This window comes from Rhizobium sp. BK313, from assembly GCF_014193655.1.
Classification (GTDB): Bacteria; Pseudomonadota; Alphaproteobacteria; order Rhizobiales; family Rhizobiaceae; genus Rhizobium.
Window position 1 is genome coordinate 18,626 of record NZ_JACHZQ010000008.1, and the last position, 16,618, is coordinate 35,243.

At 54.8% G+C, this 16,618-nt stretch carries 15 protein-coding genes; 11 read left to right on the forward strand and 4 right to left on the reverse strand.

The annotated features are described in order from the left end of the window. The 3 genes from FHT86_RS30520 to FHT86_RS30530 all read right to left on the reverse strand — a co-directional run bounded on the left by FHT86_RS30520 (position 1) and on the right by FHT86_RS30530 (position 3,250). Entirely contained in the window at positions 1–843 is an 843-nt protein-coding gene (locus tag FHT86_RS30520) for a carbohydrate ABC transporter permease (protein ID WP_133710978.1), read from the reverse strand. Then, entirely contained in the window at positions 840–1,799 is a 960-nt protein-coding gene (locus FHT86_RS30525) for a carbohydrate ABC transporter permease (RefSeq protein ID WP_133710977.1), read from the reverse strand. The genes FHT86_RS30520 and FHT86_RS30525 overlap by 4 nt, the downstream gene beginning before the upstream one ends. A gap of 92 nt (positions 1,800–1,891) precedes the next feature. Beyond that, positions 1,892–3,250, reverse strand: a complete 1,359-nt coding sequence (locus tag FHT86_RS30530; protein ID WP_133710976.1) for an ABC transporter substrate-binding protein — start codon at positions 3,248–3,250, stop codon at positions 1,892–1,894. A 199-nt stretch (positions 3,251–3,449) separates the two neighbouring features. Here FHT86_RS30530 and FHT86_RS30535 point away from each other — a divergent pair, with 199 nt between their 5' ends. The 3 genes from FHT86_RS30535 (at position 3,450) to FHT86_RS30545 (ending at position 6,416) form a co-directional block, all read left to right on the forward strand. After that, on the forward strand, positions 3,450–4,325 hold the full coding sequence (locus FHT86_RS30535) for an aldo/keto reductase (protein WP_166656990.1): 876 nt from the start codon (positions 3,450–3,452) through the stop codon (positions 4,323–4,325). 78 nt (positions 4,326–4,403) lie between these two features. Beyond that, on the forward strand, positions 4,404–5,201 hold the full coding sequence (locus tag FHT86_RS30540; RefSeq protein ID WP_133710974.1) for a FadR/GntR family transcriptional regulator: 798 nt from the start codon (positions 4,404–4,406) through the stop codon (positions 5,199–5,201). 192 nt (positions 5,202–5,393) lie between these two features. Then, positions 5,394–6,416, forward strand: a complete 1,023-nt coding sequence (locus FHT86_RS30545) for a Gfo/Idh/MocA family protein (protein ID WP_166656989.1) — start codon at positions 5,394–5,396, stop codon at positions 6,414–6,416. A gap of 381 nt (positions 6,417–6,797) precedes the next feature. Here FHT86_RS30545 and FHT86_RS30550 read toward each other — a convergent pair whose 3' ends face one another. Beyond that, a complete protein-coding gene (locus FHT86_RS30550; protein WP_133710972.1) occupies positions 6,798–7,109 on the reverse strand; it encodes an SRPBCC family protein in 312 nt (103 codons plus the stop codon). Positions 7,110–7,958: 849 nt separating this feature from the next. Between FHT86_RS30550 and FHT86_RS30555 the strand changes: the two genes are divergently transcribed. From FHT86_RS30555 to FHT86_RS30590, 8 genes are all read left to right on the forward strand, one after another. Then, a complete protein-coding gene (locus FHT86_RS30555; protein ID WP_133710971.1) occupies positions 7,959–8,753 on the forward strand; it encodes an ABC transporter ATP-binding protein in 795 nt (264 codons plus the stop codon). Positions 8,754–8,770: 17 nt separating this feature from the next. Further along, positions 8,771–9,622: an ABC transporter permease gene (locus FHT86_RS30560; protein ID WP_166656988.1), complete on the forward strand. Its 852-nt coding sequence runs from the start codon at positions 8,771–8,773 to the stop codon at positions 9,620–9,622. Positions 9,623–9,664: 42 nt separating this feature from the next. Then, positions 9,665–10,657, forward strand: a complete 993-nt coding sequence (locus FHT86_RS30565) for an ABC transporter substrate-binding protein (RefSeq protein ID WP_133710969.1) — start codon at positions 9,665–9,667, stop codon at positions 10,655–10,657. 105 nt (positions 10,658–10,762) lie between these two features. Continuing rightward, complete coding sequence (locus FHT86_RS30570; protein ID WP_133710968.1) at positions 10,763–11,533, forward strand: cysteine hydrolase family protein; 771 nt, start codon at positions 10,763–10,765, stop codon at positions 11,531–11,533. 190 nt (positions 11,534–11,723) lie between these two features. After that, positions 11,724–12,974, forward strand: a complete 1,251-nt coding sequence (locus FHT86_RS30575) for an amidase (RefSeq protein WP_166656987.1) — start codon at positions 11,724–11,726, stop codon at positions 12,972–12,974. 80 nt (positions 12,975–13,054) lie between these two features. After that, a complete protein-coding gene (locus FHT86_RS30580; RefSeq protein ID WP_133710966.1) occupies positions 13,055–14,011 on the forward strand; it encodes a LysR family transcriptional regulator in 957 nt (318 codons plus the stop codon). Positions 14,012–14,378: 367 nt separating this feature from the next. After that, the gene (locus tag FHT86_RS30585) at positions 14,379–15,101 is read left to right on the forward strand and encodes a cysteine hydrolase family protein (RefSeq protein WP_133710965.1); all 723 of its coding nucleotides are present in this window, start codon (positions 14,379–14,381) and stop codon (positions 15,099–15,101) included. Positions 15,102–15,198: 97 nt separating this feature from the next. Next, positions 15,199–16,422: an MFS transporter gene (locus FHT86_RS30590; RefSeq protein ID WP_133710964.1), complete on the forward strand. Its 1,224-nt coding sequence runs from the start codon at positions 15,199–15,201 to the stop codon at positions 16,420–16,422. Positions 16,423–16,618 lie beyond the last annotated feature (196 nt).

Below are 16,618 nucleotides of genomic sequence, written 5' to 3' on the forward strand. Positions count from 1 at the left end.
CTACTTCACCGCGCCTGCCGTCAGACCGCCGCCCACGAAGCGTTGCGCTCCGAAATAAAGGATCAGCACCGGCACCCCGACCAGTACGGAGGCAGCCATCAGCTGGTTCCACGGCAGCGTGTCGCCGTTCATCAGGCTGTAGATCGCCACCTGGGCCGTCTGCTTCTCCGGTGTCTGCATCAGCACCTGCGCGAAGAGGAATTCGTTCCACGACGTGGTGAAGGTGAAGATCGTCGAGGCCGCGATACCCGGCGCGGCGAGCGGGATGACGATATAGAAGATCGATTGCAACCTGTTGCACCCGTCGATGCGGGCCGCCTCTTCGAGCGCAGAGGGAATGGTCACGAAATATGAGCGGAGCATCCATGTCGCGAACGGAATGCCGAAGATCTGGTAGGCCAGGATCAGCCCGGGAAAGGTATCGAGAAGCCCGAGCTGCTGGAACTGGATGTAGATCGGGATGAACAGAAGGATGCCGGGGAACACGTAGCAGCCGAACACCAGCGCGGAAAACGTGTCCCTACCCGGAAAACGCAATCGCGTCAGCGCATAGGCGGCGCAAATCCCGATAGCGACCGAAAGGACGGTCGCGCCCGCAGCGGCGATCAGGCTGTTGAGCATCGTCTGCAGGAACGGCGCCCGGGTCCCGGTCGGCTGCATCAGCGCGCTGTAGGCGGCAAGCGTCGGAGAGTGCGGCCAGAACGTCGGATGACGCTGGAATACCTCGGCGTTCGACTTGAACGAAGTGTTGATCATCCAGTAGACCGGGAAGATGATCAGGACCATCACGATTGCCAGAAACAGGAACCGCCCGAACTGCTGCAAACCCTTGCCGCGCCTCATGCCTCGATCTCCTCGCGCTTGCGCATGACGCGCATCAGCATTGCAATCATCAGTACGATCAACGGCAGGATGATCACCGCGATCGCGGCAGCGCGGCCAAGATTGGCATAGCCCTGGAATGCCTGATCGTAGGTGTAAATCGGCAGCGTCGTCGTCATGTCCGAAGGTCCGCCGCCGGTCAGCACGAAGATCGTGGTAAAGCTGTTCGTCGTCCAGATGGTCGACAGCAGGGTGGTGACGGTCAGCACCGGCATGATCGACGGAAGTGTGATGAACCAGAATTTGTGCCAGCTGTTGGCGCCATCGAGATCCGCGGCCTCGTACAGGTCCTTGTCGATTGTCTGCAGCGCCGCCATCAGCGTCAGGGTGAAGAACGGGAAGCCGCGCCAGATGTTGACCGCGATCACCGTCGGCATGGCGAGTTTCGGATCGGACAGGAAATAGACGTTCTGCTCGATCAGGCCGAAGCCCTTGAGGATCGCGTTCAGTGCGCCGACATTGCCATCAAGGAGCCAGATGAACCCCATGCAGGCGGTAATTTCCGGCAAGGCCCACGGTATCAGCACTGCGACGCGCGCAAAGCCTCGGCCCGGAAAGGATTGGTTGAGCGCGAGCGCGATTGCCAACCCGAGGATCAATTTTATGATGATCGAGAAGACAACGAAAATCAGGGTGTTGTAGGCCGCCCTCCAGAAGGAGGGATCCATGAGCGTGTCGGTGTAGTTCTGCAGCCAGGTGAAGGTCGCTGCCGCCCCGATCGGCTTGTTGTAGAAGCTGAGGATCACAGCCTGCACGAGGGGGATCAGTAGAACGAAGGCGAGCACGAGGATGGCGGGCGCCAGAAAGGAATACCCTGTATATATGTCCCGCCGTTCTAGTGAACGATACCTACCGATTTGCCGGCCGTCTGTTCGAGACGATGCCGTACGGCCATCGGTCTCCGCGATGTTGCTCACAGCCAACTTCCTCCACTTAATCCGCAATCGAGGCCGCCGCACGACAGCGGGACGCCAGGCCCGCCCTTCCTCATGCGGCGATAACGGTTCCCTCAGTTGTCATATTTTTTCTGGAGTTCCGCGCCTGCCGCAGCAAACTGCTTGAGCGACTCCTCCGGCGAGACGCCGTCGACAAGCACACGGTGGAGCAAGTCCTTGAAGTAGGGGGAATTGTTGGATACCAGATCGCCGAACTTGGCATTGTTCGGGCCAGGATAGGTCAGAGGCCGCGAATATGGAACCACGTCGCGCACGATGCGGCCGACGATCGGATCCTTCTGGAAATACTCGATCTGGGTGAGTTCCGTGCGCACCGGCATCGCCTGCCCGCTGCCCGCTTCCAGCAACGGTCCCATATTTTCGACGGCAAGCATTCTTTCGATGAACCTACCCGCAAGTTCGGCATTCGCAGAATTATGGGCGACGTTCAGGCAGAAACCGATCGTCGTCGCCGCGGGCTTGCCGTCCGGCAGCGCCTGCGGCCAGGGCCCGAGCGCGGTCACTTCCGCAAGATCGGGACGGTCGCGCTGCAGCGCCGCAAACAACGAACCGGTGTTGTTCACTATCGCGGCAAGCCCGGTCAGATAGGCGTTGTTGTTGCCGGAGCCGCCCCAGTTCAGCGAATCCTGCGGCGTTAGGCCCTGCTGGAAGAACCAGAGGTAAGATTTCAACGCTTCCAGGTTGGCGGCCGTATCGACCGTGAGATTACCGTGTTCGTCCTGCCACGAGCTGTTGTAGAGCCACGGGAAGGCAACCATGTGCCCATCCATGTCGGCCTGATTGTAGGGCATACCGACCCCGAAGAGACCATCGCCGGGATTGTTGACTTCCTTTGCGGCGGCCTTGAAATCATCCATGGTGGCAGGCGGAATCTTGATCCCCGCCTTGTCAAATATGTCCTGCCGATAGTGAACCAGCCAGGGGCGCGTAAAGAACGGCACGCCATAGACCTTGCCATCCGACGCAGTCACGAAAGGCTTGATGTTGTCGAGCCAGCCGCCGTTGGTTGCCTGCATCCGCTCGAAAACCTCGGCCGCGATCGGGTGCAGCTTGCCAAGGTCGTAGTATTTCGCCATGTCTGCCGTGGTGCCGTGAATGATATCCGGCAGTGTGTCCGATTCAAGCGCCGTCTGGCGGCGTGCCCGGCCGGTATCGTTGTCGGGCGTCAACTCGACCTGGGCGTTTACGCCCAGTTCCGCCGCAACCTTCTTAATCATGACCGGCAGATAGGCGTTCCAAGCAGGCACATAGTCCTCACCCATCCATATGCGCAGCGTTGGCGCATTCGCGGCAACTGCCGGAAGGGAACGGGCAGCACTCAGGAAAGCGGCAAAGGCCGCCGAGCGGCCGGCCCATGTCAGCATGCTGCGCCGTGAAACGAGGCTGTCATAGAGATAATTGGTCTTAATCATATCAGTTCCTCCCCAATAATCTTTTCATACTATCATTCATGGCAGCTGACAATGGACTTTTCAGTCCGTTTTTCACGCTTTTTGCCTTAAATTTGAACTTATTGGAAAAACTGGCGTCATCGCACTTCCATTATACATGTTATGGTATTATGAATTAACATGTATAATTTGAATGTGGATATTGCCTTTGGAGGGGAGATTGGACGCGATTTCGCGAATTCAAACGCCGATGCCGTTGGTCAAATTGGGTTTCGGGGGAGCAGCCATCGGCCTCACCAATTATATCGGGCTGTACGATGCCCAATCACCCGAAAGCCGCGAAGAGGCCATCGCCACGGTGCGCAAGGCCGCGACGATGGGGGTCAATTATTTCGATACCGCCCCCGGCTACGGCAATGGGCTTTCCGAGGAACTGATGGGCGAGGCTCTGGAAGCGGTAAGGACGCCGCACTTCCTCGCCAGCAAGCTGCATCTCGCCGCGCCGGCACAATTGCGCGCCTCCGTCGAAAAGAGCCTGAAGCGCCTGCGCCGCAGCCGAATCGACCTCATCCAGCTGCACGGATCGAGCTATAGCGCTGAGCAGGTGCACGAAATCCTGAAGCCCGGGGGAGCGGTCGATACGTTGCGCAAAATGCGCGACGAGGGATTGTTCGACTACATCGGCTTCACCACGGAAGATAACAACGCCGGCACCTATGCCTTGATCGAGTCCGATGCGTTCGACGCCATCCAGCTTGCCTACAACATCATGCTGCAGCACCCCTACGAGCCGACTCGGCCTTTCGGCAGTCTCTACGAAGCCAAGAAGCGCGGCATGCTGACGGTGACCATGCGCAGTGCGACATCGGGGATCTTCCAGCGGTGGGTCCAGATGGTCAATCCGGGCAACACCTTCGACTACACCCCAAGTCTTATCCAGTTCGTCTTGTCCAATCGGCTGGTCGATATTGCCTTGGTAGGCATGCGCACGCAAGAAATGGTGCAGTCTTCCTTAGACATATGGCGGGATGACAATGGCCGAATCGACATCGACCAACTATGGAACCGTTACGAGCGGCTGCAGATAACAACGTGAAGCATGCGAAACACTGGCGTCATGAGCTGGCGATTTCACCCGGATCGGTTTTTCAATCGAGAATGAAAGTCATGGACTATGAATTACAGCCTTGACGCAATGAATATAGCTCCGGCCAACGCCGAAGTTCGATTGATCACCACACAGTCACCGTTCGACGGATATGTGCGCAAATACGGCACCATTCCGCGGCGCGGCGTCTTCGGCTATTTCGTCCACGATCTGGGCCGCCGCATCGTCCGCGGCGATTATCCGGTCGGCTCGAACCTGCCGAACGAGCCGGAGCTGGTGGAGCAGTTCGCCATCAGCCGCACCGTCGTTAGAGAAGCCATGAAGTGCCTCGCCGGCAAGGGGCTCGTGGAGATCAAGACGCGGGTGGGAACGCGCGTCAGGGAACGGTCCTACTGGCATCATCTCGATACGGACGTGATGGTCTGGTACTACGAGACCGGTCCGTCGATGGAGATCATGCGCTCGATCAAGGACCTTCGGCGCGTGCTCGAGCCCGAGGCGACCGCAAGAGCAGCCGCCCGTGGCACCGAGGCCGATCTTGCGAGCATTGCCGCCGCCTACAACGACATGGTGGCATCGATCGGCGACGTCAACGCCCACTGCGACGCCGACCTGCGCTTTCATGCTGCGATTTTTTCGGCGACCAAGAACATGGTCTATGCGCAGCTTATCGATCTGATTGCCGTCGCCATTTACGCCAACCGCGTCATATCGGACCACGACGAGGTCGTCGAAGGCCAGAAACGCTCCCTGCCCTATCACCAGGACGTACTCGACGCGATCGTCGCGCGCGATTCCGAGGCGGCCTTGCGCGCCTCGCATCGCCTGCTCGATTCCTGGCGGATCAATCGCTACGATTTCTGATCCCGTCCCAATTCGCATTTAACCCCTATTTATCATAATACTATTGCGCCATCTCACGATTGCAAATGGCGATCGACACCTCCCATCCTATTGAAAATAAGAGATATTATTTTTATCGCTTCATTGATCTTGCGGTTGATTGATAATATCAAATTATGATAATCGGTACTCCTTTGTACAATGGAGGGGACCATGACTCAGACTTTTCGGGTGGGCGTCATCGGATGCGGCAAGCACATGTTCGAGTTCCTGTTCGGAAGCCTCAAATGGACCCCGGCGGCAGCGGTGGTGGCTGCCTGCGACATCGATCGGGCGAAGCTCGATCAGCTTGCCCGCGTCTACAATGTCCCGCGCCTATACACGGACATTGGCGACATGCTTGCAAAGGAACGCCTGGATGCGGTGGTTGTCGCAGCCGGACACCAGCAGAATTTCCCACTGCTGAGGGCCGCGCTGGAAGCCGGCGTCAATGTGTTCGTCGAGAAGACGCCCTGCAACGATACGGCCGAGGCGAAGGCGCTGGCCGAATTGCAGAGAAAGAGCGGCAAGGCGCTGATGGTCGGCTTCAACCGCCGCTTCATGACCGGCTATGCCATGGCGCGCGAAGTCTCGCAGCGACCGGAATTCGGCGGTATCCGCATGTATCATTCGCAGTTTCACGCCACGCCCTACCGCAGCGACGAATTCCTTAAGGTCAACCACATCATCCATCATCTCGACCTCGCCAGGTTTCTGATGGGCGAGCTCACCATCACGCATGTCGACAAGCTTCAGATCGACGATCGGCGCATCGGCTACAATATATCATTTCGGTCGCAGACGGGCGCGATCGGCATCATTCAGTCGGCATCGATGTTGGACGAGATATATCCGATGGAACGGCTCGAGATCGTCGGCGATCGACGCAACATCGTGGTCGATAACATCAAAAACTTCATCTACAACCGCCCGCCGCTGAACTCGAAGCAGAATTACGAACCCTTTGCGATCGATGACGCCGGCGACGCGCTGGTCTGGAATCCAAGCCACGGCTATTATCCGCGCTACAGCCATCACGGCTACGAGAACGGGCTCCGCTATTTCTTCGATTGTCTGCAAGCAGGCAAGCTGCCCCAGCCGGACATCCACGATTCCGTACGGACCATGGAACTGATCGATCAGCTCAATCAGAAGATCGGAGAAAACAAATCGCCGACGGCCTTTTCTCCGTCCTGATATCTCGATCCGTGCCTCCCAAGACGAAGAGCCGCGCAATTCGGTCGAAAGTCGAATAGATAGTCGATGGCGGCGCAGAGCCGGCTGCGGGGATATCTCCGCGGTGTTCGGGATGGGAGCGAGCGTCTGGTCGGCACTCTTCTGTCTTCCTCTTGAATAATCCGGCGATCAAATTCCAGAAGACACCCGTCATCAATGAAAAACCGGATATCGGCCTTGCCGCTGTCGGTGCCCGGCGCTTCGGGGGCACGACACTTTGTGGACCACGTGTCGGTGCTTCTTTTTCTTGAACTTGTGAAGGCAATTGGCTTGTGGGTACCGATGCCGGCACAGATATCTCCTGTTCCAACATGCTGCGCAATGATGCGGCGAACTGATTGATCAGTTGCGTCGCCACACCCTGAATAATCCCGGCGTGGCGTTTGCGCCGCCGCGGCCTTTTGTGTCCGAGCCTTGCGCCTTCGCTCGTGCTGTATGCGCCTGATCGTCAATATCCTCGAATTGCGCCGTCCCGTTGATGACCAGCGCAAGGGGACCCAGCTTGACCGCAACCTTTCCCTTGAAGGTACGATCGTCAACCATTTCGACAAGTTCGGCTCCCGGCATGCAGGGCACGATCCGCGGAATATCCATCAGCATTTTCCAGGCATCATCCGGCGGGAGGGGAACTTCGAAAGTGTTTCTGATTTCCATGTCGTATCCTCAAGGGGGTGGGTTGAGATAGCGCTCAGGTTCTGAAAGAACCGCGTTTGCGTCCCTGCGAGACATCCAGAAACAGTTCGTCGACCGGAATATTGCGGCTGATCAGACCGTGCGCATGGGAGTAACCGATAAGCGTCTCGAGATTCTTTCGGTTCTGCTCTCCAAGGCCGTATTGCCAAGGGTCTCGTTCCGAGAACCTGTTCCTGCTCTTCCCAGGCTTCCTGATACCATGCAAGTGGAGCAAGACGCGGATTGCGCATGCGCTTCATCGCCAGCGCCTTGGATTGTTCGAATGCCTGATAGAGATTGGGCGCGGATCGAAGGAAAAATTCAAATGATGTTATTGGTTACGATCAAAACCGATCCTTCGTGACCAGGCCACAACGCCTTTCAGCGTTGTCAAGAATTGCGTTGATTTCTGCCGATGCATATGCCTTTTCACGAGCTCCGAGAACAACTGCGCCTAATTTTAGCACTGCCTAGCATTCAGGCATTAGTGTTTCTAATAGATAATTTAGTCATTGAAATACTTGCTTTTTTTACCGCGAGCGTTCGTCGGCGGTGATCCAATCCGGTTGCAGGCAGCGCTTGGAGGATTGCAGCATTCCTAAATGCATTGCAGATCTGAAATTTTGGAAGCGCTCCTTACAAAGATCTCTGCCCGAGAATTGATCAATCAATTGTTTTTATTGATAAAAATGAAACTGGCACGGAATGTGCTTCTCTATTTACAAATTGATCGACGTTACTGAAATTATAATGAGCATTGGGATTGTCACCGTAAAGGTGAACAAACCGATGGCCTGCCGGTCGTTTTTTAGAACGAGAAGGGAATGCCTTATGTACCCCAATTCCAAACTAAGGTTGGTCGACGTTTCCAAGACGTTCTCGACCGTAAACGGCGGGTTCACGGCGCTATCGTCGTTATCGATGGATGTCAGTCCTGGTCGCTTTGTTAGCCTTATCGGCCCCTCCGGTTGCGGCAAAAGCACGCTGTTCAACATCATTGCAGGACTGGAAACGCCAAGCACTGGCCGCATCGAAATCGACGGTGAGAACCTCACCGGGCTTATCGGCCGGGTTGGTTATATGCTCCAGAAAGACCTTCTCCTGCCATGGCGCACGGTCATTGATAATATCGTTCTGGGCATGGAAATTCAGGGCATGTCTAGAAAAGACGCGCGCGACAAGGCGCGTCCATACTTGAAACGATATGGCCTTGGTGATTTCGAGACCCAGTTTCCAAGCGCTCTTTCCGGAGGCATGCGCCAAAGAGCGGCTCTGTTGCGAACGCTCCTTCTTGATAACGACGTCATCTTGCTCGACGAGCCCTTCGGAGCCCTAGATGCGCAAACCAAGGCGCAAATGCAGGAATGGCTCCTAAACATCTGGGAAGACTTTGGAAAGACGGTGGTCTTCGTCACTCATGACATCGAGGAATCGATTTATCTATCAGATGAAATCTGCGTTATGGGAACGCGCCCGGGGCGGCTCATCGAACGTATATCGGTTCCTATGGCGAGACCTCGCCCCCGATCCGTGGTCACGCAAACTAGCTTCGTTGAACTCAAACAACGATGCATGGACCTTCTCAACGAACCACATCATGAGCCGCCGCGCGTAGCGGCTGAATGATCGCAAGGGGAAAAATCATGACCGAGATCGCCTCGCATAGCTACACCGAAAGAGCAGTCCGGACAGTCACGAAACCGAAGCGCCGCGTTCGCCATCTACCTGTCGCGAGGCAGTGGCCCGCTTGGCTTATCGCCGCTATACAGATCGGCATTATCATCGTCATTCTCTCAGGTTGGGAATTGGGTGCTCGGGCGGGATACGTCAACGCCTTCTTCTGGTCGCAACCTTCCGCGATATGGCAAACAGCGCAGACGTTCTTCCTGTCGGGAAGTGCCTATACCGATATTGCCTTCACGTTCCGTTCAACATTGATAGGCTTTTTCCTAGGCACGCTGATCGGATCGGCGCTTGGATTGTCATTCTGGTGGTCCCGCAACTACGCCGCCATAATACAGCCCTACATCATTTGCTTCGAGTCGCTGCCGAAGCTCGCGCTGGCACCACTAATTGTTTTGGTATTTGGGATGGGACTGGCCTCAAAAGTTGCCATCGCTGTCGCGCTCACGCTCGTTGTTTCGACACTGACTACCTATTCAGGGGTCCGTTCGATCGATCGCGACTCCGAACGGCTGTTCTATTCGTTGGGCGCCAACCGCTGGCAGGTATTTACCAAATTCGTTGTGCCTTCCTGCCTGCCATGGATCATCTCGGTGCTTCGTGTGAACATCGGCCTTGCGTTGACAGGGTCGATCGTAGGCGAATTCATTGCATCGCAATACGGGCTGGGAAGAACCATTCTCTATGCTGGCCAAACTTACGATATCGCTCTCGTTTGGGTCGCCGTCGCCGTGCTCTCGGCGCTCTCGGTCGCTATGTATCTTCTCGTTTCCTGGATTGAACAACGCCTGAGAAAAGGCGCCATCCATTAATCAAAATCTTGTCAATCGCAATTCGTCTCTCGGGAGTATTCCATGAAGAAATATATTGCTGCCGCCGCCGCATTAGGCGTGCTCATCCTTTCGATGTCCCAGCCTAGTTCGGCGGCGTCGAAGGATGTTGTTATAGCCGAACCTCAGCATGGTATTGGTTATCTGCCGCTCTACGTCGCGATCAAGAAAGGCTTCTTCGAGGAGGAAGGTATCAATGCGTCGATCTTGACGGTTGATGGGGGCGGTGCGCATACCAACGCCGTTCTCGCAGGCCAGGCTTTCGCCTTTATAGGCGGCCCGGAACACGATGCCTTTGCCAAGGCAAAAGGCGGCGAGCTGCGAGCCGTGGTCAACATCGTCAATCGCGGAAACGTTTACTTGGTGACCCGGAAGGGTGTTCCAGCACCGACAGGCGATTTGAAGAGCTATCTCAAGGGCAAGACCATTGCATCAGGCTCCTATGGCGGCACCCCGAATTCGATAACGCGCTACATCCTCAAGAAAAATGGACTGGACTTCAAGACCGATGTGACGGTGCAAGAGTTGTCGAACGCGGCGATTCTGGCGGCATTGAAAACCGGGCAAGCAGATATCGGCGTCCTGACCGAGCCGATACTGACGAGCGGCATCAAGGAGGGTATTTGGAATGAACCCTTTTTTAATGTTCCGAAAGAACTTGGTCCCTACGCCTATAGTACGCTGAATGTTCGCGAGGAATCGATCAAGAAAGATCCGGAGCTTGTGCGTGGCTTCGTCAAAGCTGTGGCGAAGGGACTGAAGTACACCCATGATCATCACGAGGAAGCTGCCGAGATCGCCCACTCTGAGTTTCCAACGATGAAGCTCGAAGATGTCAGGGCAACGCTCGACCGGGCTTTCGCCGACAATATATGGAGCGAGGACGGATCGATCACACGCGCCTCTTGGGATACCGGAAAAGCCGTTGTGATGGATGCCGGCATCCTCAAAACTGACGTTCCATACGATGACATCATCGACATGAGCTTTTTCAACAGTATTCGTGACTCCCTTTAGTCGAACGAGCTCGTATCAAACGGCATCCCTCACTCGAAGTGCTCACCAAAATTGGCAGACGATCCGTTTGCCAGCGGGATTTGTGTTGAACCCAAGGAGTAAATTATGGAACGAATCTGGGACAAATTTCTGACCGAACGTGACAAGGCGGTTTTTGCCGCATCGGGATACGGCGCTCGCGGTGGCTTCGGTAAACGCCCGGCCCTTTTGATCATCGATGTCAATTGGGCCTTCTGCAGCGAAGGGCCGGAACCTATTCTTGAAACAATCACAAGATGGCGTAATTCCTGCGGCGAAGATGCTTGGCAAGCCATGCCATACCTCAAAGCCTTGATCTCCAAAGCCAGAGGGAGGGGTATCCCGGTAATTTATACGACAGGTATCCGACGCGAAGACAATTGGGACTCCGGCTCTTGGAGTTGGAAAAATAACCGATCGAGCGAGGATAGAACCAGGCCATCGAACCTCGACGGCAATGAGATCGTGTCCGACATCGTCCCTGCGCCTCAGGATCTCGTCATTTACAAGCAAAAGCCCTCTGGCTTCTTTGGCACCAACATGGCCTCTTATTTGACGCTGCTTGGGTGCGACAGCGTCATCGTCACCGGCACGACAACATCAGGATGTGTACGTGCAACGGTTCTGGATGCATTCAGTTTGAATTACCGGGTGGCTGTGGCTGAAGAAGCCTGCTTTGACCGGAGCCAGGCAAGCCATGCGATCAATCTTTGCGATATGAACGCCAAATATGCTGACGTCATTAAAACGGACGAAATTCTGGCATTCTTCGAGACAATCGAAAAAGACAGCTTCAATCTGCCACGCGGATCAAGAATCGAGGTTCCGAAGCTGTCGCCTGTTCTGGAAACAGCCTGAGTCATTCAACTGCATCCGCCAGAGGTCGTTGCGGATGCAGAATTCTCCTGGTCCATCATCACCGAACTGAAAATGTTGGAGTGCGCCAATGAAAACCGTCCCGCGGGATCAATCGTACGCCTCGCATGGTCCCGATTTTAGAAGCGGAAAGGATTCCCCGCTTAATTTCCTTGAAATGGGTTTGGCCCGAATGGAGAAGCACGAGGCGAAAGTTCGCGCTTTTACGGTTTACGATTGCGAGACGGCGAGGATCGAGGCGAAGGCATCGGAAACACGTTGGCGATCGGGACAAGAGTTATCGCCGATAGACGGCATGCCGATAGGCATCAAGGATATTATCGAAACCTATGACATGCCGACGGGGCAAGGTTCGCCACTTTGGGACGGGCATGAAAGCAAACGCGACTCCGCAACCGTCCAAGCATTACGCGAGGCGGGCGCCATCATTCTTGGAAAGACTGTCACGACAGAATTTGCAGCATCGACACCGCTTGGCAAGACGGTGAACCCGCATGACCCGCGCCGGACACCCGGTGGATCGAGCAGCGGCTCGACGGCGGCGGTAGGCGCGGGCTTCATACCTGTTGCTCTTGGCAGCCAGGTTGTCGGCTCGACCTTACGACCTTCCAGCTATTGCGGCTGTATTGGCTTTAAGCCGAGTGTCGGTGCGATCAATCGCGGCGGCTCATATGATTATCTCAGCCATAGTTGCGTTGGCGTCATCGGCGCATCCCTGGATGATCTTTGGCTGACGGCCAAAGCCATCGTAAATCGCGTCGGCGGCGATCCGGGCTATGTCGGTCTCATCGGACCTGAAACTCTTCCATCTGCGATTGCGGCAAAGCGCGTGCTCGTTCTTGAGACAGACGGATGGTCGAAACGCACGGTCGGCGCGGCAGCCGCCTTCGACCAGTTCCTCAAGGGCGTCGCCGAGGTTGAATTTGTAGGCCGCGATCACGAGGTGATGCTCGAAGATTTTGAGCAGATGATTACTGGCATCCGCACCCTCTCCTCCACGATCTTGTCCTTCGAAGGGCGCTGGCCGCTCGGCGGCTATATCAAGACAGATGAGACCAAAGTGAGCGCCACCGCCCGGCAGCGGTTTTGCGACGGTAAGGATCTGAAACAGAAGGATTATGTCGCAGCCCTAGAGCGGCGCAACGCAATCCGCGAGACCTACGCCGAACTCACCAAGGAGTTCGACGCGGTGATCACCTTGGCTGCAACCGGAGCTGCGCCGTTGGGCCTTGAAAGCACAGGCGATGCCGATTTCAATATTCCGGCCTCCGTGTTGGGGGTTCCTGCCATTTCGCTTCCCGTCCTGTCCGACGGCGGATTGCCCTTGGGACTGCAATTGATCGGAAAGGCCAATAGGGACGCAGAGCTCATAGGGCTTGCGCACTGGTTCCTCAGCAAAGGTTTGAGGGAAACATCGCGATAATCTGCAACCCGCTGATGACATGGCAAAATAGATTGATAAGGTAAGCAAATGAATGTCATTTGCGGACAATCTGAAAAAGAATGACGGCTAGCGGTCTGGACTCACGTCTTCTGGAAGTGTTTCTGGCCGTTGCGGATGCGGAGAGCATGACCGTCGCGGCCCGACGTCTCGGGATAACACAGGGCGCTGTGTCCCAACAAATCAGCCGGCTTGAGGCGCTCCTGAAACTCGAATTGATTGCTAGAGAGAATCGCCGGCTTCGGCTTTTACCCGCCGGATTGAATCTGCGCTATCATGCGCGGCGCGTCATCGAGGAGTTACGTGATTGCGAACGAGCAATGCGCAATTTCAATCGATTGCGGTTTCACAATTTGTCGATCGGGATCCTTGATACCCTGGGTCGAACTCTCGTAGGGCCGGTCGTTGAAACGCTGGAGCCGCTCGCTGAACAGATTCAGGTCAACGCCTCGGTCACATATCGCCACCGCGAAGATCTCTTGAGTGGCAAACTCGATCTCGTCATTACAGCCCAAAACTTCGATGAGGATGAGTTCGAGGTTCACTCGGTCGTCAACGAGCCCCTTGTCCTGCTTGTCACAAAAGGGACGATCCCCGAAGGTGAAAACGTCGATCTGGAAAAACTCGCCAGCACTTTACCTCTGATCCGCTTTGCCCATCAGCGCAAGATCGGACGTCTGACGGATCAATATCTCGACAAACATAGGTTAACCTGTCATCGGACGATTGAAATTGATCAGACAACATCTGTGATCGATACTGTGAAAGGTACAGGCGGATGGGCAATTACTTCGCCATTCACGCTTTTTGACCCCAACTTCGACGCTATCGAAATAGAACTGAGGCCACTGCCCCCTCCCGTTCCGCGACGGGAAATTCGCCTCGTGGCACTACCGGGCAAATATGGTGACCTGCCAATGCGTTTGGCTTTCAATTGCCGCCATCGACTTCGCCGTGAGGTATCGCTGCGACTGGCTCCCATCTTCCCTGCGGATATTCTGCCGCGAATTCCTGATTGAATTGTCTATTTGCAATGCCACCGCGTTTAGAACAGGGTGGGAAGTTATATTAGCCACGCTAATGATGGTGCTAATATCCTGTTTTATAACGACTAAATAGGTCGGCCGTCGAGAAAGCATTGCTTGAATGGCAGGCAACCGATCGTGTAATCAAACTTTATATCCGGCGATCATACCCTCCATCGGCGCAGATGCCGTAGACGACAATTCGTCTGCTTCCGCGATATTACTTAAGTCATTGAAATTTTACTATTATTTCTAAATGGCATGCCCTTTGCTTGTGATTTCATCGAGCCGGCTGAGGCAGCGGTAAAACTGATGGCTGGCTTTCTCGGCCAAAAATTTCGCTAAGCAAAAGGAGATTACCATGGCGTCGATGGAAGCATTTGAAGATCATTGCTGGAAAGATGTCATACCCGAAGCGGACATGCAGCTGTACAGGCCATATGCCCGCCAAACCTTTGTCGGTCAAAAGGCCGCCTTGGTCGCCATCGATCTTTACAACGTCGTATATCGTGGCGGTCCCAAAGCACCTTATGATCTTGATCAGGAATATCCGAACAGCTGCGGCATCTATGCTCACAACGCTATCGAACCGACCAAGAAATTATTCTCTGCGGCTCGTGCTGCTGGCTTGCCGGTCTTCTACTGCACACAAGATGTACGCCCGAACAATCGTCCAGAAGGCGCGGTTTCGACTAAACGTCGCCGGCTCAAGCCAGCAAATCCGGACGATCATGGCATTTACAGCGAATTTGCCCCCTTGCCCGAGGATGTTGTCATCTACAAGCAGCGCGCCAGCATATTTCAAGGAACACCGTTTCTCTCTCACTTGAATCTTCTGGGCATTCAAAGCCTGATCATATGTGGGGAAAGCACTTCTGGTTGCGTCAGAGCGAGCGCCGTCGACGCTTACTCAAATGGCTTTCATGTGTCGATCGTCGAAGAATGCTGCTTTGACCGAGTGGAACTCAGCCATAAAGTCAACCTGTTCGATCTCCATCACAAGTATGTCGACGTGATGCATGTTGCCGAGGTGATTGCTCATCTCGACGGGCTGGCAGGGCTGCTCCGCACGTCAGCCGCCTAAAGGTGAGCCTAGGTTCTTACCGAAAGAGTGAGGATGCGGTGAGTTCTCATCGCGTCTCCAATCTCCTTTAGCAAAATTGCAGTTTATCGAGCTGAAAATGTTGGTTGATACCTATCAGGAAAACTGGATTCGAACTCTTTGGCTCATGGTTGGCATACAGTTTACAATGAGCGTCGCGCTTTCGGTGGTCAGTCCAATTCTACCGCTCTTTCTCCCTGAGCTAGGGGTAACAAGTCCCGGCGCAATTAATTTTTGGTCCGGTGTTTTGAACTCGCTTAATTTCCTCATCGCAGCCCTGGTTTCGCCAATATGGGGTTTGATTGCCGACAAATATGGGCGAAAAATGATGGTGTTGCGTTCCAGCCTCGCCATCTGCATCTTTACTGCATTGATGGGCTTGAGCCATCATCTTTGGCAGCTCGTGGGTCTAAGGACATTAATGGGCGCATTTAGCGGGTTTTCCGCTTCCGCGATCGCTCTTGTCGCAACACAAACCCCGGAACGCAAATTGGGTTATGCTCTCGGTTGGCTGTCAACTGGGCAACTCGTAGGCACCTTGACCGGACCTCTATTTGGCGGTGCATTGGCGGATTTGACAGGCGATTATCGTCTGACCTTTTTTTTGACCTCGACAATAGCCGCCACGGCGGTTCTGATGACGTATTTTGCAGTTAGCGACAGCCCTAAACAACCGCCAAAGGATAAGGAGCAGACCATTTTCCGCGCTATATCCAGTCTGGCCAAAATTCGGGGTCTATTGCCGATCTTCCTCGTGCTGTTACTTGCCCAATTTGGCGTGCGGTCCGTGCAACCCATCATCACGCCATTCATTCAGGAACTGATTTCAACCAGAACCGGAATCGCCACGCTTGCGGGATTTGCCTTCTCAGTCACGGGAATTGCAGATGTTATCGCGTCCCCTTTTCTGGGAAAGCGTAGCGATCAGCTTGGCTATCGGCGCGTATTGCTGATTTGCCTACTTGGGGCAGCAATCTCGAGCTTGCCGCAGAGCGTAGTATCCGAGTATTGGCAATTTGTTGCACTGCGCTTTTTGGTTGGGATATTCGTCGGGGGAATTTTACCAACGGCAAACGCTTTGGTTGGTCAGCTCGTTCCTTACGAACAGCGCGGCCTTGCCTATGGCATTACGGCATCCGCAGCATTTTTCGGAAGTTTTCTGGGACCATTTACCGGTGGTTCCGTGGCGGCGCTTATTGGTATTCGGTGGGTTTTCGTGATTACGGCGCTGCTTTTTGCAGCCAATTTTCTTTGGGCTTCAAGAGTGCTTCCCAAAGATATCGATTACAAACCCGCATCATAATATAACGTGTAATAGAAAACCGACCCGTCTGGCGAAATAAGTGAGCGTTCAGATATCGGTGGCGGACACGACGAACTGCTGTAAGCTTCTAAGTCTGCTCCCGGTGGCGTCGCCTAAGGCGACTCCACCGGGAGCAGACTTACCACTGGACCAGCAGGTGCTTCATACCTTGGCACGAAGGATGAGCGCCACAGCC